The following is an 18,169-nucleotide window of genomic DNA, read 5'->3' on the forward strand; positions in this document are numbered from 1 at the left end:
TTTTTTGTCACAACTTCTTTTTCTCAAAACTAAACAGAGGAGGCGGTCATTACTCCGTGTTTTTTGACAAAAAATAAAAATCATACTATGATATGTACGCCAATGGAGGGGATGAAATGGAAAAGCCAATTGAAAAAGCGTTGGATGAATGTCTTTTCTTTAGCGTGAAAAAGCTAGATCGCCTATTGAATAAATTAGCTGATGAAGCGTTTAGAAAAACAGGTCTGGCACCAACTTATGGATTTATTTTATTGATATTAAAAGAAAAAGATGGTATACCGCAAAAAGATATTGCACAAATGCTCTATTCTGCGCCTTCAACAATCGCTCGTTTTGTTGAAAAATTAGAATATAAAGGATACGTCAAAACAGTTAGCGAAGGGCGCTTGTCATTAGTTTATCTTACAGAACAAGGACGCCAATTTACTAAGGAAGTCGATGGTAGTTGGGAAGAACTCCATCAGTCGTACAAAGCAGTCTTGGGAAATGAAGCAAGTAAAGAATTAGCCGAGATAATGAATGAAGCAACAGATAAGTTACAAAAAAAATAAAAATTTTTTAAGCAAATTAATTGCATGTGCAACTAACAGAGTGGTTTAATGATAGATGATTCTCGATAGGTTAATCAGAGCGAATTATGGGAGGAATGACAATGTCACACTTTGATCAATCAATTACTTTACCTTCAGGAGTTCAATTGAAGAACCGATTGATGCTGTCGCCTATGACGACACAACTCAGCTTCTTCAATGGAGTGATCACCGAAGATGAGATCACTTATTATAAACAACGTTCTAAAGGACTTGGTGCTGTTATTACTGGTGCTGCAAATGTCCAAGATGTCGGAAAAGGCTGGCCAGGTGAACTGAGCATCGCTCACGATGAAATGATTCCTCGGTTAAGTGAACTAGCTAAAGCAATCCAAGGAGAAGGTGCAAAAGCGATTGTTCAGATTTTCCACGGTGGACGAATGACTAGTCGAGCTACTCTATCAGGAGAACAGCCTGTATCTGCAAGTGCAGTTGCAGCGGAACGACCTGATGCAGAAACACCGCGAGCATTAAGTGAAAATGAAATCAAAGAAACAATCCAAGCATTTGGCGAAGCCACACGCAGAGCGATTGAATCAGGATTTGATGGAATCGAGTTGCATGGAGCAAATACGTATTTGATTCAACAATTTTTCTCTCCGCATTCGAATAGACGAGAGGATCAATGGGGCGGTAGCTTGGAAAGTCGTTATCGTTTTATTGAAGAATTATTAACAACGGTTTTCTCAGCGGTTGAACAATATGCTAAAAAACCATTCATCGTAGGGTATCGTTTCTCACCAGAAGAATATGAAACACCAGGTATCCGTTTTGAAGACACGATCTGGCTTCTTGAACGATTACGTGAGTCAAAACTAGATTATCTGCATGTTTCATTAAATATGTATGATCGAATAGCTCGTTCTGATAAATACAACGATAAATCGATTCTTGAAGTGGTCCATAACACGATTCAAGGAAAGATCCCTTTAGTTGGTGTCGGTGGGATCCGCAATCGCGAAGATGTAGAGCAGGTATTGAAATATGCAGAACTTGCAGCAATTGGACAGCAAATGGTCGTCGATCCTGACTGGGCAGAGAAATTATTGGAAAACCGTGAGGATGAATTTGTAACGAAACCCTTCGAAGAAGCATATAAAGAGCTATATTTGCCAAGTCCATTATATAATTTCTTGAAAGCACGTTATCAATAACGCAATTTTTATAGAAAGAGGATGGGAAAATGAAAGTATTGATCGTATTAACAAATGTAGAAAAGTACGAAAAGATCGAGCGTCCTACAGGTTTGTGGTTAAGTGAACTGACTCATTTTTATGATGTATTAGTAAAAAATGGGATCGATGCAGATTTTGTCAGTCCTAAAGGCGGATATGTACCTTTAGAACCGCAAAGTGTTTTGAATATGGATGAAATCGATTGGGCCTATTATAAAGATGAAGATTTCAGAAATCGGGCCTTGGGAAATACCTTACGTCCTGATGATGTGGATGCAAATGATTATGCAGCGGTTTATTATGCTGGTGGCCACGGAACAATGTGGGATTTTCCAGAAGCAATAGATCTTGGGAAAGTCGCTTCACAAATCTATCGAAATGAAGGGCTGGTCTCAGCTGTTTGTCACGGTGTTGTAGGATTGTTGCCAGTTACAGATGAGTCTGGAAAATCTATTTTAGCTGGACGTACAGTGACTGGGTTCAGTAATGAAGAAGAGGAAGCAAATGGTACAACGAATGAAGTACCATTCTTAGCAGAAGATGCTTTGAAAGAAAAAGGAGCAAACTATCAGTCTGGTGGAGCTTTTTCAGAAGTGGTTCACATTGATGGGCGGCTTCTTACAGGGCAAAATCCTCAATCTGCTCATCAATTAGGCGAAGCAGTTGTTGAAGCATTAAAGAATTAAAAATTGTTAGCATAAAAATGATGTGTCTATTCTAACTATTACATTACACACACTAAAACTCGTCTTTTCGTTCTTTTCTGTTTCCTATTTGGACAGAGGTACGTAAAAGGCGAGTTTTTTTCTTTTATAAGAGTACATTTTTTGAAACATCTCTTCAGAAATGATACTCTTCAATTAGGTCCACTAGTATATTATTGAGAAACAGACCTAGAACACGGTATGATGGAAAGGGTTGATTCTGCTGCATCGCTATGTATCATAAGGTTGAAAGCGAGTTATGAATACTGTGTTTTCTGATTGAGAAGTTAGCAGTAGAACACCTTATAAGAAAGAGGAATGCAGATGAACATTGTAATTGTCGGCGGGTCGTTTGCAGGGATTCATGCGGCTATTTATCTTCGCCAATTGATGCCAACAAGTGAAATATATTTGATTGAAAAGCAATCGAAGTTAGGATGGATTCCCAGCGGGTTCAATTTGATATTAAAAGGAAAGGTTACCAGTGAAAAACAACTTTCTTGGATCACGAAAGAAGAACTGACTGACCGCTATCGAATCCATGTTTACACAGAAAAGACAGTAATAGGATTGAAAGAAAAAAAAGTCGTTTTAGCAGGAGGAAAAAAATTGGATTTTGATCGTTTGATTCTAGCGACTGGTTCAAATCAAAAGTTTCGAAATATTTCTGCAGAATCAACGCTTATTCACCCAGTTAAAAAGATACAAAACGTAACGGCTCTTCAGCAAAAGATCATGAATGCAAAGAAAATTGCAATTATTGGTGCAGGACAAGCAGGAATCGAAATAGCTGAAGGTTTGGCATCAAGAAAAAAACAAATCCATCTTTACGAAAGCCGAAAGTCAATTCTTTTTCGTTATCTAGATCCTGAAATGACAGAACCGTTAGTAAAGGAAATGAAAAATCAAGGGCTTTCACTTTTTTTAGAAGAACAAGTTGTGTCTTTGACTGAAAATGAAACCGCTATTGTAGAGACGGAAAAAAGAAAGGAGAACTATGATCTTGTTTTGCTGGCTAATCATTCTCGCCCCGACAATCAGATGTGGGAAGAACAATTAACATTGAATGATGATGGAACGATCTGGGTAGATGACTACTTGCAAACGTCTCAAAAAGACGTCTATGCGATTGGCGATGCGATCCAAGTAACTTTTCGTCCAACAAATGAAAAAATGTATGTTTCTCTAGTAAATAACGCTGTCCGTACAGCACGAAATGTCAGCAAGACAATTAGTGGCTCACAGACAAAGGATCAGGGAACCTATCGTCCAGTCGGCAATCAGTGGTTTGGCTATTTCTTAGGAAGCGTAGGTTTGACAGAAGAAGAGAGCATTTTTTATCCCCAAAAAATTGAAACAGGATACGTAGAATACAAGCTTACAGCAATAAATCAAAGCAAAGTTAAACTCAAATTTCTATTTGATTCTGAAAAAAAGATTCTTGGAGCACAGCTCCAAAGCAAAAAAGAGATGTTCCACCTTCTTGACCAACTGACAATTGCAGTAGAAGAAGGATGGACGTTTGAACAGTTAGAAGAACATGAGCTATTTTTCCAGCCAGAATACCGTGTGCCAGATATGGTGTGGTCAAAGGTGGCGAATACTGCCTATGAAGATTGAAGCATTATTAGAAAGAAAAGAGCAGTTACAGATCCTGATTTTGCGAAACCTTGTTCTGCAAGGGGGAACAGCCTCTATCAATGGTTTGAGAGAGCATGTCCAACTGTCAAAAGCCTCGTTTGATCAATATTTGGAAGATATTGAATTGATTGGCCGAATGATGGAAAAAAAAGTAGAAGTACAGCGAAATGAGTATCAGGCGCTGCTGGTGTTGGACGAAGATGTAAGTTTGGAAAAAATTCTATTGTTTTTATTGCAGGAAAGCTTGAAGTTTAAGATGCTCGCCTATTTATTAGAACATCAGCAAGTATCCATCGTTCGATTAGCGACAGCGTTTAATATCAGTGAGTCTTCTGTTTTTCGAAAGATCAAAGAATTGAACCAGCTCTTAGAGGAATTTGGATTACAAATCAAAAACGGTCAATTATACGGAGAAGAGCTACAGATACGATATTTTTATTATGAACTATTCCAATATATCCCGGAAGATCAGCGACCGCTTTTTTTGCAAAATACACCAGAAAAAAGACCGTTCATTCTAGGATTGGACCGTGTATTAGAAACAACGTTTACGGCATCAGCAGAAGCACAGATTGCTTGCTGGCTCGGGATTACGAAAAAAAGACTATTGAATGAAAAAAGTACGTACGCAACTTTGAAAGAAAAGAAATTACTCTATCAGTCGGACCGGCTTTATCAAGCAATCGATCCAATCATCGTGATGCATCTTAGTCGAACAGCAGCAGAACTGAATGTATACGAAACAATGATATTTTACAGCTTTTTTGTTTCTTTTTCGATAGTAGACGAAGAAATATTTTATCAGTATGATTTGACACGGAGCAAAAAGTTACCAACCGCTGTTTTAGATACTTACATTCGGGAAACGATGTTATGGCATTATCGTCCTCGTCGTTTGAAAATCAAAGAAGAAAAGGCAGTAGGCTACCAAATTTCCCAGATCAACAATGAATGGTTTTTCTTTGTTGGAAAGATCGAAGTCTACGAGCGTGATCGGCTTTTGGAACAGCAGCAGAAAATGCTCGGGCATTCCTTAACACAGTTACTGGCGAAACTACAGGAAACAGCGGTGCAGCAATTGCCGAGGAAAAGAGCTGAAGCCAGTGAGCTTAGTTACCTGATGATCCAGTATGCCAATGTTCTTTTGATGATCGATTTTTATATTGCAAAACCAGTAGTGATTGGAATCGATTTAGAAAGTCTGCCGATTTATCGTATTGCTTTTCAACAATATCTGATCAGAGAACTGAGGGGAATCGGCGGTATTGAGATTGGAAGTTATGAAGAAGGTAAAGAATATGATTTGGTGATCACATTTTGCCAGAGAAACAAAAAACAGTGTGAATATTATCTGTCAGAATTTGCGTCACCTTACGACATTATTCGATTGAAAAGAAGAATAGAGACGCTGAAAAAAGAAAAGAATTGATTAAAAAATAGCTTCATAATAAAAAACTGTCAAAAAAAGAAAAAAAGAATAAAATTTTGACAGTTTCTTTTTTTAAAACAGTAGTATGATAAGAGTAGTTAAAGAAAGCGTTTGCATACAATGGAGGGAATCACAATGACAGAATCAACGTATATCATGGCGATTGACCAAGGTACAACTAGCTCACGAGCAATTATCTTTGACAAGAAAGGAAGACACATCGGCAGTTCTCAAAAAGAGTTCACGCAATATTTCCCGCAAGAAAGTTGGGTGGAACATGATGCAAATGAAATCTGGAATTCTGTACAGTCAGTTATTGCCGGAGCGTTCATCGAATCAGGGATCAAACCAAATCAGATTGCTGGGATTGGCATAACGAACCAGCGTGAAACAACAGTAATATGGGAAAAAGATACAGGACGTCCAATCTATCATGCAGTTGTTTGGCAATCCAGACAGTCAGCTGGAATTGCAGATAACTTAAAAAATGAAGGCTATCAAGAATTTTTCCACGAAAAAACAGGGTTAGTGATCGATGCCTATTTCTCAGCAACGAAGATACGCTGGATTCTTGATCATGTAGAAGGCGCGCAAGAACGAGCTGAAAAAGGCGAATTGATGTTTGGAACGATCGATTCTTGGTTAGTATGGAAACTAACTGATGGGCAAGCGCACGTTACTGATTACTCGAATGCCAGCCGGACGATGTTGTTCAATATCCATCAGCTAGATTGGGATCAGGAGATTTTAGATTTACTAAATATTCCTCGAGTGATGTTACCAAAAGTCACTTCTAACTCAGAAGTTTATGGTTATACGCAAGGTTATCATTTTTATGGAAGCGAAGCACCAATTTCAGGGATGGCAGGAGACCAGCAAGCCGCATTATTCGGACAAATGGCATTCGAACCAGGCATGGTCAAGAATACTTATGGTACAGGTTCATTTATTGTCATGAATACCGGTGAAAAACCGCAATTATCCAAAAATAATTTATTGACGACAATTGGTTACGGCATAAATGGAAAGGTTTACTATGCTTTAGAAGGAAGTATTTTTGTGGCTGGTTCTTCGATTCAATGGCTGAGAGATGGACTTCAAATGTTGCAAAAAGCTAGCGATTCAGAAGACGCAGCGAAACGCTCTACAAGCGAAGATGAGGTCTATGTTGTTCCTGCATTTGTTGGACTGGGTGCTCCTTACTGGGATCAGGCAGCACGAGGGGCTATGTTTGGTTTGACACGTGGAACGACAAAAGAAGATATCATTAAAGCTACTTTGCAGTCGATTGCCTATCAAGTGAGAGATATCATCGATACGATGCAAGATGACACTGGAATCAAGATTCCTGTATTGAAAGTAGATGGCGGTGCAGCAAACAATGAATATCTGATGCAATTCCAAACAGATATCTTGAATGTACCGATCCAACGAGCAGAAAACTTGGAAACAACGGCGCTAGGGGCAGCATTTTTAGCAGGATTAGCTGTCGGTTATTGGAAAGATACAGACGAGATCCGCGAATTTTATGAAGCTGGCAAGCTATTTGAAGTTCAAATGGAGGAAGAGCGCCGAGAAAAACTTTACAACGGTTGGAAAAAAGCAGTAAAAGCTACCCAAGCATTTGAATAAGGAGGAAATCCATATGTTTTCAAACAAGACAAGACAAGATAGCATTCAAAAAATGCAGCAAGAAGAATTGGATCTGTTGATCATCGGTGGCGGAATCACTGGTGCCGGTGTGGCAGTCCAGTCAGCAGCATCAGGAATCAAAACAGGATTGATCGAAATGCAGGATTTTGCAGAAGGGACTTCCTCTCGCTCGACCAAACTTGTTCATGGCGGTATTCGTTATCTGAAGACATTTGATGTGGAAGTAGTAGCTGACACAGTTGGTGAACGTGCAGTCGTACAAAGTATTGCCCCACACATCCCAAAACCAGATCCAATGCTTTTGCCAATCTATGAGGGAGAAGGAGCAACAACCTTCAATATGTTCTCGGTCAAAGTAGCAATGGACCTTTATGACAAATTGGCAAATGTGACAGGAACCAAATATGAGAATTATACGCTGACACCAGAAGAAGTATTGGAAAGAGAACCGTTTTTGAAAAAAGAAGGGCTAAAAGGCGCGGGTGTCTATCTAGATTTCCGCAACAATGATGCCCGTTTAGTGATTGATAATATCAAAAAGGCTGCCGAAGATGGGGCTTATCTAGTAAGTAAAATGAAAGCGGTTGGCTTTTTATATGATGGCGATCAAATCGTTGGCGTCAAAGCTCGTGACCTGCTGACAGATGAAGTGATCGAAATCAAAGCAAAATTAGTGATCAATACGAGTGGTCCTTGGGTAGATAAAGTACGAAACTTGAATTTTACGCGTCCAGTCTCTCCTAAAATGCGTCCAACTAAAGGGATCCATTTAGTTGTAGATGCGAAAAAACTGCCTGTACCGCAACCCACATACTTCGATACAGGAAAGCAAGATGGGCGGATGGTTTTTGCTATTCCAAGAGAAAACAAGACTTATTTTGGTACGACAGATACGGATTACCAAGGAGATTTTACGGATCCGAAAGTCACACAAGAAGATGTAGATTATCTATTGGATGTGATCAATCATCGCTATCCAGAAGCAAATATCACATTGAAAGATATCGAAGCAAGCTGGGCAGGACTTCGTCCACTGTTGATTGGTAATTCTGGTTCTGATTACAATGGTGGAGATAATGGATCGATTTCAGACAAGAGCTTCAATAAAGTTGTCGATACAGTAAGTGAATATAAGGAAAACAAAGTTTCTCGTGCTGAAGTAGAAGACGTGCTGAACCATTTGGAAAACAGCCGTGATGAAAAAGCACCTTCTACGATTTCCAGAGGTAGTTCTTTAGAAAGAGAACCAGATGGTTTGCTGACTTTATTTGGCGGGAAAATCACCGATTACCGTAAGATGGCAGAAGGAGCTTTGCGATTGATCCGTCAGCTGTTAAAAGAAGAATACGGAATAGAGACGAAAGAAATCGACTCTAAAAAATATCAGATTTCAGGTGGAAACTTCGATCCAACTAAATTAGAAGAAACAGTGACAGAATTGGCAAAAGAAGGAGTAGCAGCCGGCTTAGAGGAAGAAGACTCTACTTATATCGCTGATTTTTACGGGACTAATGCCCGACGTATCTTTGAATTAGCAAAAGAAATGGCACCTTATCCTGGTTTGAGTCGTGCTGAGTCAGCTCGGTTACTTTATGGATTAGAAGAAGAAATGGTTTTGGCCCCAGGCGATTATCTCATTCGTCGTACAAATCATCTGTTGTTTGAACGAGATCAGCTTGATGAGATCAAGCAACCTGTGATCGATGCAATTGCTGGGTATTTTGGGTGGACAGAAGAGGAGAAGGCGCAACAGACTAAACGTTTAGAAGCATTGATTGCAGAATCAGATCTGCGGGAACTAAAGGGGGAGAAATAAATGAACAGTGATATGACTCAAATCATGGGGGAGTTTATTGGGACACTGATCCTAGTTTTGCTTGGAGATGGTGTGTGTGCGGCTGTGAATTTAAACAAAAGTAAAGCACAGGCTTCTGGCTGGATTGTCATCGCATTTGGTTGGGGACTCGCTGTAACAATGGCTGTCTATATTTCTGGATTCATGGGCCCAGCTCATTTGAATCCTGCAGTCTCTCTAGCTATGGCGATGACAGGGGCAATTAGTTGGAATCTTGTCGTTCCTTTCATCATTGCGCAAGTTTTAGGAGCTTTTGCAGGGGCCATTCTTGTTTGGCTTTCTTATTTGCCACATTGGAATGCAACGAAAGATGAAAGTGCGATTTTAGGCACGTTTGCAACAGGTCCTGCTATACGGAATTATCCAGCAAATGTGATCACAGAATTAATTGGTACATTTGTATTAGTTCTTGGGTTGCTAGCTTTTGGACAAAACGAATTTGCACCTGGAACGAACGTATTCGCTGTAGGTGGATTAATCTTGGCAATCGGTCTTTCATTAGGAGGGCCAACAGGATATGCAATCAACCCTGCTCGGGACTTTGGTCCTCGATTAGCTCATGCGGTATTGCCAATAGCTAATAAAGGTACTTCAGATTGGGCATATTCATGGGTACCAATTGCAGGGCCAATGATTGGAGCAATTATCGCTGTAGGTGTCTATTCATTAATGGTGTAAATCTATAAAACATACTAAAGTTTGACAACCAAAATGTGTCTTGCTATAGTTAAGTGGAAAATAAATAAGACCTAGAAGAATGGGGTATGTTTTGTGAGTGTAGCTGGTATCTAATCAGTAAGTCGAATAGCCAATAAACAAAGTTTATTTGGTGTGCTTATGAAACGGTACCTGTCAGGAAAACAATATCTTTGTATTCTAATAAGGATAGGACATGACTTTTTTAAGCTGTGTTCTATCCTTTTATTTATCTCTAGGCCCTTATTTATTTTGTGATAGGTATCTCTTCAAGAAAAGGAGAGAGTATGAACAACGAAATGATTAGTCAATTACAATTTGATCGGATCAAAAAGGAAATTCAAGCAAGAGCAATTGGAAACTATAGCAAAAAACGAATCAGCGATATGACGGTCTCGACAAACCTACAAACTGTCTTGGATCGTCAAGAAGAAACAAGAGAAGCACGCTTGATCTTAGAAAGCAGTCAGCATGTTCCATTTATGGGGTTGCCGAGGATCGATGCACTGACAGAACAAGTCAAAAAAGGGTTGATTCTGCAGCCAACCGATTTGATCGAATATGCGGATTTTCTTAGAAGCAGTCGGATGATCACAAAGTTTTTTGATAATAATCAATACCAGACACCCTTGTTGTTTGCTTATAGCAAACATCTTCCTGATTTGATAAATGTAGAAGAGTTGATTGACCAGAAAATAAAAAATAATAAAGTCAGTGACGACGCGTCACGTAATTTGCGTAAAGTACGCAAACAATTGCAACTAATCGAAAAAGAAATCCAGTCAAAATTGCTGAAATTCTTGCGCCATCCGAAAAACAAAGAAATGATCCAAGAAGCAATGATTGTTCAAAAAGGTGAATACTATACGATTCCTATCAAAGCCAGCTATAAAAATAAAATAGATGGAACGATTATCGATGAATCAAATAAAAGAACGACGGTTTTTATTGAACCAACTGTGATTTCTAAATTGAATGAACGCTATCAGTTGTTAAAAGCTGAAGAAATCAGTGAAGAATATCAAGTCCTGGCGGCATTAACTGGTGCTATCGCAGAAAACGAAGAAGTGATCGATTTATTGATCGAAACGATCACGGTGTTAGATATCATCTTTGCTCGGGCAAAAGTTAGCCGAGAAATCAATGGAATCACACCTAGAATCAATAAATCAGAACATATCATTATCAAGCAAGGCAGACATCCATTTTTACCTGAGCATGCGGTACCATTGGATGTTGAAAATCGGTAAAGACTATCGAGGCTTGATTATCACCGGAGCAAATGCCGGAGGCAAAACAGTCGTGTTGAAGACGGTCGGTTTATTGACTTTGATGGCGATGTTCGGTATGCAAGTTCCGGCAAAAGAAGGGACAGAGCTTGCTGTCTTTGATGAGATTTTCGTCGATGTCGGTGACCACCAAAATTTAGAAAATGCGTTGAGTACATTTTCTGGTTATATGCAAAACATCGCTGCTATTTTGAAAAAGATAAAAAGGAATACGTTGGTACTTTTAGATGAGATTGGCAGTGGAACAGAGCCAAATGAAGGGGCTGCACTAGCGATCGCAATCATGGAATCTATATATGAGCAAGGGGCATTGATCATTGCCACGACCCATTATGGAGAAATCAAGAAATTCGCCGGAGATCATGAAGATTTTGTGCCGGCTGCTATGGCTTTCGATCGGGAAGCACTTCGTCCTAAATATCAGTTGCGGGTTGGAGAAACAGGAGAAAGCCAAGCTTTGTGGATTGCTCATAAAATGGATATGTCGATGAAATTGATCCATCAAGCAGAGCGTTACTTGGCGGAAAAAGCCTATCGGACACAGAAAAAAGAATTTCTTCCTAAGACAGCTGTTACAAATAGGAAGGACAATAAAAAAGAACGCCAGCTCTTTGCAAAAGGTGATCGGATATTTGTCAATGAATACCAAAAAGAAGCGTTAGTTTATGAAGATATAGGTGAAGATACGATTGATGTATACTTAGGCAAAAAAATAATCCACGTGCCTCGTCAGCGTGTTCGTCTGGTGCGTTCAGCAGAAGATCTGTACCCGACAGGTTACGATTTAGACAGTCTGTTTATCGATTATAAAACACGTAAACGGCAGCGTGACCTAGATCGAGGATCAAAAAAAGCTCATAAAGTACTAGTAAAAGAAATGCGCAAACGACAGGAAGAAAGAAGAGTAAACGATGAAAACAGCAAGTGATTATCTCAAATTAGCTCATAATATCAGTGGCTGTAAAGAAAAATAAAAACAGTGAAATCATTGGTTTTATTCCCCGTGTAAGCTAAAATAAAAAGAAAAGAGTGCTGAGGAGGTGGGGCGATAAAATGAAATTAAGCACAGACTGGCGTAAAGAAATACAAACGATTCCGAATCTTTTATCGATATTCCGTATTTTTTTGCTGCCAATTTATCTTTATTTTGTGCTGAGACAGTCATTTTATATAGCAGGAGCGGTCATTGTTGTCTCAGGTTTGTCTGATTATCTAGACGGGGTCATTGCTCGGAGATATAATCAGGTAACAGACTTAGGGAAGGTGCTTGATCCGTTTGCAGATAAATTGACACAACTTTTTCTGATTTTGTCTATGGCATGGTATCGACCGTGGCTTTGGCTGTTGTTTGGTCTATTCTTGATAAAAGAAGGCTTTATGTTTGTAGCTGGATTAATCGGGCTATCTAAAAATATCAAATTAAGTGGAGCGAAGTGGTATGGCAAAGTAGCGACTGCTGTCATCTATGTTGGCATGATCCTTTTGCTGCTTTTCCCAGAATTACCAACGCTGTGGGTGAGAGTCATTTTTGCCGTCATCACTTACGGTCTTTTACAATCTTTTGTCTTGTATGCTGTCGAGTACCGAAAGATGTTTCAAAGAAAATAAAAAAGGGGTGTGACCTATGTCGCATTCCTTTTTTTGATAAATAGACTCCCAGTAGCTACTTCTCGATAATAAGCCAACCAAACCAAAAACAGGAGAAGTTGTTTTTGAAATTATTTCTTGTGATTCGGAGTTAAATGGTAGGCTCACAACCTCTGGATAAACGGTATTCAAAAGCCAGTTTCTCGGTATTAAGCCAAATTTATGCAAAAATGTAGAAAGCCATTTTTACAAAATTTTTCTTAATACTCGAAACTAAGCGACTTTTTCACAATCTCTTCCTTAAACGGTGTTCAAAAGCTTGCATCTGCGGTAATAAGCCCAACCAAACGAAAAATATGAGAAGCTATTTTTGTTTGGCTGTTCTTATTACTTGATGCAGGACAGCGTTTTCACAACCTTTGATTCACGGTTTTCCAGAAGTAGCTTCTTCGAAAAATAAGCCGAAATTTCTTGAAGCTGATCACTTCTGTCGCAACCTCTACTGACTAAGGCTTGATATAAGCATAACCTTGGGATTGCAGTTCAACTAAATCAAGGACACCTGCTGGTACAACGATTACTTGTTCAGGTAAAGAACTTTCTGAAATATGATTAGCACGCATAGCATTGGCGCAAGCGTGAAAAACGACTCCTTGCAAATCTAAGAATTCTGCATTGGCAGAGTCTAGATAACCGGTAATCGCGATGCCATTTACAGATACGACAATCGTCGTTTCTGGAGAAGCTTTTATCAGGTTTTTTACGTCTTTCCCTGTTTCTGACCATTTTTCTAATTCATCAATATGGAAAACGACTTTCATTGAAATCATTCCTTTACTTTTTAATAATCATCTTGATCGCTTGTTCTAGTTTAGCCGCTTGTTCTTCTGGATTACTATCAGGTTTCTCAAAGCAATTTTTCAGATTATCTGCAACGATCATGCCCATTACGCGATCAATACTAGAACGAACAGCGCTTAATTGAGTGATGACATCCATACATTCTTTTTCGTCTTCGATCATTTTTTGGATACCACGAATTTGTCCCTCTGTACGTTTCAAACGGTTCAGGATATTTTTATTATCAATCTCCATAACACATTCTCCTCTATTTTTATAATTAGATAATACCCCTTATCGGTATTTTATGCAAATATAAAAAGTAGTGAAAAAAATGAAGAGTCATTCTGGTTGACATATTAATAAAGTTCCTGTTTAATATACCCCCATGAGGTATTTATAAAAATGTAAATGAGGTGCAGAAAATGAATTTGCTATTTCAATCAATAAAATCGATAACAGTCCCAGAATTAAAGGAAAAGCTTTTGGAAAATCCAGCGTTACTTGATGTTAGAACACCTGCAGAATACCGGGGTGGGCATATAAAAGGAGCTAAAAATGTTCCGTTACAAAGTATAAACAGATATGATGGAGACAAAGAAAAGACCGTCTATGTGATTTGTCAATCAGGGATGAGGAGTAAACAAGCAGCTAAAGAATTAAAGAAATCTGGTTATGATGTAGTGAATGTACGTGGTGGCATGAATCAATGGTTTGATCGAACAGTAGGAGGGAAATAAGATGAAAATCGTTATTGTCGGAGGTGTAGCAGGTGGAATGTCTGCTGCTACACGGCTTCGCCGATTAATGGAAGATGCAGAAATCGTTGTTTTTGAAAAAGGACCGTATGTTTCTTTTGCAAATTGCGGCTTGCCTTATTATCTTTCGGGAGAAATCAGTGAACGGGAAAATCTTCTTGTCCAAACGCCAGAATCATTATCCGCTCGTTTTTGTTTAGATGTGCGTCCAAATCATGAAGTGACAGCCATCTTTCCCGAAAACAAAACGGTAGAAGTCGTACATGAGGGTCAAAAACACATTGAACAGTACGATGCATTGGTTTTATCTCCTGGTGCAAAACCAGTTGTTCCATCGATTCCAGGGATAACAGAAGCCGACAATGTTTTTTCTATTAGAAATGTACCAGATATCGATAAAGTGATGCATGCATTAGAAAAACAGCCAAAGCGTGCCGTGATCGTTGGTGCAGGATTCATCGGATTGGAAATGGCAGAAAACCTAAAAAGAAGAGGTTTAGAAGTCATGGTGATCGAACAAGCACCACATATTCTTCCGACACTGGATGAAGAAATGGCAGCTTTTATAGAAAAAGAATTGTCTCATCAAGGAGTAGAAGTGATTACTTCTCATGCTGTCGCTGGATTTGAAGACCACGGGAAACGACTGCGACTGGATGATGGGCGTACCATCCCTGCTGATTTAGTTATTTTATCCATTGGTGTTCGTCCTGATAACCAGCTAGCAGTGACTGCTGGAATCGAATTAGGTATACGCGGGGGTATCCTAGTAGACGAACGATATCAAACGAATATTCCTGATATTTATGCGGTGGGGGATGCTATCGTTGTAAAACAGCAAATCACTGGAAAAGATGCACTTATTTCTCTTGCTTCACCAGCCAATCGTCAAGGTAGACAAGTTGCGGACACGATTTCCGGAATTTCTCGAAGAAATCAAGGCGGTATTGGAACAGCAATTATACGAACGTTTGGAATGACTGCCGCATCCACCGGATTAAGTGAAAGAACAGCCAAAGAAAACGAGCTGTCTTTTGAAGTCGTTCATGTGTCAGGAAAAGATCATGCAAGCTATTATCCAGAAGCAACAGATATTTTACTGAAGTTGATCTTCCATCCAGAGACTGGCGAGATTTATGGTGCACAAGGTGTTGGGGCAAAAGGTGTGGATAAACGGATCGATATTTTAGCAACAGCAATCAAAGGGCATTTGACGATCTTCGATTTACCGGAATTAGAATTGACGTATGCACCGCCATTTGGCTCAGCCAAAGATCCAGTAAACATGCTAGGATATGCAGCAATGAATATTGCAGAAGGGCTTAGTGAAACCGTACAATGGCATGAATTGCCGACAGAATTAGCAAAAGGAAAAATTTTATTAGATGTGCGAACAGCAGAAGAATTGGAAAAAGGCAAATTCAAGGAAGCCAAACATATCCCTTTGAATGAACTTCGGGACCGATTAGATGAATTAGACAGCCAGCAAGAATATATCGTCATCTGTCATAGTGGACTACGTAGCTATCTAGCGGAAAGAATCTTGAAGCAGTCTGGCTACCACGTAAAAAACCTTGATGGTGCATTTTCTTTATATCAAACTGTCCGACCAGAAGAACTGATATATCCTAACAAATAATACTCGTTAAAAAGCTTGCATTCGACTCTTAAAAGAGGTAGACTGATCGGTTCCACCACTTTAAAAAAAGAGGAGAATGTGTATGGTCAACACACAAAAGCAGTTAGAAGAAGCATATCTGAAGAACGTGTATCAAAAGCTAATCGATAAAAGAAACGAACTACGGGAATCGATGGATACGGCAAAAATAGAAGGAAACCAGTCGCTGAAAGAAATGGCTGGCGATCTTCGATTGAATTTTGACAGTTATTTAGATAATTTGGATACTTTTTCGATGATTGAAATGAAAAATAGAGAAATCGATCAGATGAATATCAAACAGAAAAACGCAGAAAATCAGCTGGCAAAGATCGAACGTTTGTTGAAAAGTCCCTACTTTGGAAAAGTCATTGTAGATTTTCTAGATAATGAGCCACAAGAATCCTTTTATATTGGTACAGCAAATTTCACAGATGATGCAGATGAGAATCTTGTTTATGATTGGCGATCGCCAATTGCCGAACTTTTTTACAATAACATGATTGGTCCATCTTCTTATACGGTTCGTCAAAATAAAATCGATACGGTTATTAAAGAAAGACGACAATTTCTTTTGGAAAGAGATCGTTTGGTCAAGTTTTTTGATACGTCTGTAGCTATTCAAGATGACGTATTATTAGAAGTCTTAGGCCAAGATGAGACCAATGAAATGAAGGCTATCACAGCTACGATCCAATCGGAACAAAACACAATCATTCGGGATGTGAAAAGTCAAAATATCTTGGTAAATGGCGTAGCAGGAAGTGGTAAAACCTCTGCTATCATGCAGCGTATTGCGTATCTGCTCTATTTATATCGAGATACGATGACATCTGATGACTTGCTGATTCTATCACCTAATCATCGGTTTATCGACTATATTTCGAATGTCCTACCATCATTAGGTGAAAGAAATCCACTGAATCTAACCATCATGCAGCTGGTTTCACAGCTTTCAGCAGAGGAAATAGAAGGTGAAGAGGCTTATTTCAAACATATCACGGGAGAAAATGTATCGGAGCAGACAGAACGTTTGCGTAGCAAAAAGTTTATCGATAATCTAAAACAATCAGATCCTTTGTTTTTAGATCATCCGAATTTTATCCGTGGACTTACTAAAAATAGAAAAACAGTTCTTTCTAAAAAAACGATCGAAAAAATATATGAGAAAGTTCCTGCTCATCCTAAATTGATCGATAGGCTTCAAGCAACGAAAAAGGCACTGATGAGCGAATGGAAGAATCATCTTTTGAAACAAGCAAAAAGTCCTGCTGTGCAGAATCAGGTACTCTCGTTGACAGAAGATAGGCAGTTGGAATTATTCGGTAAATTGATTTCTGATGATTCGGAACAAAGTATTGCAGCTTATGCAAGGAAACTTTTACAAAAAAAATATCGAAAAATAACCAGACAAATCGAAGAAATGGCATGGGTGGCTGAGCACCAGTTGTTTGAAAGAATTTATGAAAAGCGATATGGCTCAGCTTATGCTTGGCAACCCACACGTACTGTTGATGAAGCAGTCATTATATTAGCTATTCGTCATTTACTTGTTGAAAAGGTAAATGTACCAGCATTTCGCTATCTATTGATTGATGAAGTACAAGATTATACCCTGGCACAATTAGGTCTATTGATCGAATTATTTCCAAAAACTCACTTTACTTTAGTAGGTGACGAGAATCAGGCAATCTTTAATTCTTCCACTACTTTTGCTGATATTATGCGTTGTTTCGACGACTACCATCTGCCGATCCATCGGTATGATCTTAGAAATAGTTACCGTTCTAGCGGAGCAATCACAGAGCTTTTCAAAACCTATGCTGTGGATCAAGAGAAGTCGACATCGTATCGATCCGACCGCAAGGAAAAGAACCCGAATACCGCTCTTTTCGATCCTCTGAAGAATTGTTGAAAATACTAGCTGAGATTTTGGTTTCTCTAAAAGGAGAAAAAGCGGCAGTTATCACCCAAACAGAAGAGGAAACCCAAACGCTACAAGAATCGATTAAAAAAAATTCATATGGATTAGAAAACTGCCAAATCATTCCTTTGAGTCTAGCAAAAGGACTGGAATTTGATCATGTAATCTTATATACATTTGAAAACGATGGAGATGAGCAAAGAAGACGCAGACAAATGTACACGGCGATATCTAGAGGAATGAAAAGCATTGTCGTATTGGAAAGAGCAACATAATTAAGAGATAAAAAATAAAAAGAACAACTGATAAAAAGAACAAAATATTTTTCATTTGCTGATGAGAAATGTTTTGTTCTTTTTCTTAGGAAAAAT

13 protein-coding genes and 2 pseudogenes are annotated in these 18,169 nt (G+C 38.9%); 13 read left to right on the forward strand and 2 right to left on the reverse strand.

The window, feature by feature from the left end:
- Nucleotides 1-116 precede the first annotated feature (116 nt).
- The 10 genes and pseudogenes from RBL01_RS01605 (at nt 117) to RBL01_RS01650 (ending at nt 12,640) form a co-directional block, all read left to right on the forward strand.
- Complete coding sequence (locus tag RBL01_RS01605; protein ID WP_002315975.1) at nt 117-551, forward strand: MarR family winged helix-turn-helix transcriptional regulator; 435 nt, start codon at nt 117-119, stop codon at nt 549-551.
- A gap of 101 nt (nt 552-652) precedes the next feature.
- Nucleotides 653-1,744 carry an NADH-dependent flavin oxidoreductase gene (locus RBL01_RS01610; protein WP_307780862.1) on the forward strand — a complete coding sequence of 364 codons (1,092 nt, stop codon included), beginning with the start codon at nt 653-655 and terminating at the stop codon, nt 1,742-1,744.
- A gap of 29 nt (nt 1,745-1,773) precedes the next feature.
- Nucleotides 1,774-2,451, forward strand: coding sequence for a type 1 glutamine amidotransferase domain-containing protein (locus tag RBL01_RS01615; protein ID WP_002319529.1), 678 nt, complete (start codon nt 1,774-1,776; stop codon nt 2,449-2,451).
- A gap of 342 nt (nt 2,452-2,793) precedes the next feature.
- Entirely contained in the window at nt 2,794-4,089 is a 1,296-nt protein-coding gene (locus tag RBL01_RS01620; protein ID WP_002319530.1) for an FAD-dependent oxidoreductase, read from the forward strand.
- On the forward strand, nt 4,079-5,539 hold the full coding sequence (locus tag RBL01_RS01625; RefSeq protein WP_307780861.1) for a helix-turn-helix domain-containing protein: 1,461 nt from the start codon (nt 4,079-4,081) through the stop codon (nt 5,537-5,539). The genes RBL01_RS01620 and RBL01_RS01625 overlap by 11 nt, the downstream gene beginning before the upstream one ends.
- Nucleotides 5,540-5,674: 135 nt before the next feature.
- The gene (gene glpK / locus RBL01_RS01630) at nt 5,675-7,171 is read left to right on the forward strand and encodes a glycerol kinase GlpK (RefSeq protein ID WP_002294668.1); all 1,497 of its coding nucleotides are present in this window, start codon (nt 5,675-5,677) and stop codon (nt 7,169-7,171) included.
- A gap of 13 nt (nt 7,172-7,184) precedes the next feature.
- Nucleotides 7,185-9,008 carry a type 1 glycerol-3-phosphate oxidase gene (glpO, locus tag RBL01_RS01635; RefSeq protein WP_307780860.1) on the forward strand — a complete coding sequence of 608 codons (1,824 nt, stop codon included), beginning with the start codon at nt 7,185-7,187 and terminating at the stop codon, nt 9,006-9,008.
- Nucleotides 9,009-9,725 (forward strand): MIP/aquaporin family protein, encoded by a 717-nt coding sequence (locus tag RBL01_RS01640; protein ID WP_002292560.1) that lies wholly within the window; start codon nt 9,009-9,011, stop codon nt 9,723-9,725.
- Nucleotides 9,726-10,030: 305 nt separating this feature from the next.
- Nucleotides 10,031-11,960, forward strand: a pseudogene (locus tag RBL01_RS01645) (endonuclease MutS2).
- 125 nt (nt 11,961-12,085) lie between these two features.
- Nucleotides 12,086-12,640, forward strand: a complete 555-nt coding sequence (locus RBL01_RS01650) for a CDP-alcohol phosphatidyltransferase family protein (RefSeq protein WP_002294657.1) — start codon at nt 12,086-12,088, stop codon at nt 12,638-12,640.
- A 485-nt stretch (nt 12,641-13,125) separates the two neighbouring features.
- Here the strand turns inward: RBL01_RS01650 and RBL01_RS01655 are convergent, their stop codons facing one another.
- Entirely contained in the window at nt 13,126-13,440 is a 315-nt protein-coding gene (locus RBL01_RS01655; protein WP_002319534.1) for a DsrE family protein, read from the reverse strand.
- 13 nt (nt 13,441-13,453) lie between these two features.
- A complete protein-coding gene (locus RBL01_RS01660) occupies nt 13,454-13,714 on the reverse strand; it encodes a metal-sensitive transcriptional regulator (protein ID WP_002294653.1) in 261 nt (86 codons plus the stop codon).
- Nucleotides 13,715-13,884: 170 nt separating this feature from the next.
- Here RBL01_RS01660 and RBL01_RS01665 point away from each other — a divergent pair, with 170 nt between their 5' ends.
- The 3 genes and pseudogenes from RBL01_RS01665 (at nt 13,885) to RBL01_RS01675 (ending at nt 18,073) form a co-directional block, all read left to right on the forward strand.
- Nucleotides 13,885-14,199, forward strand: a complete 315-nt coding sequence (locus RBL01_RS01665) for a rhodanese-like domain-containing protein (RefSeq protein WP_002294651.1) — start codon at nt 13,885-13,887, stop codon at nt 14,197-14,199.
- Nucleotide 14,200: 1 nt separating this feature from the next.
- Nucleotides 14,201-15,856 (forward strand): FAD-dependent oxidoreductase, encoded by a 1,656-nt coding sequence (locus RBL01_RS01670; protein ID WP_002319535.1) that lies wholly within the window; start codon nt 14,201-14,203, stop codon nt 15,854-15,856.
- Nucleotides 15,857-15,938: 82 nt separating this feature from the next.
- Nucleotides 15,939-18,073 (forward strand): annotated as a pseudogene (locus tag RBL01_RS01675) (HelD family protein).
- The last annotated feature ends 96 nt before the right edge of the window (nt 18,074-18,169 follow it).

This window comes from Enterococcus sp. SB12 (genome assembly GCF_030910025.2).
Lineage (GTDB): Bacteria > Bacillota > Bacilli > Lactobacillales > Enterococcaceae > Enterococcus_B > Enterococcus_B faecium.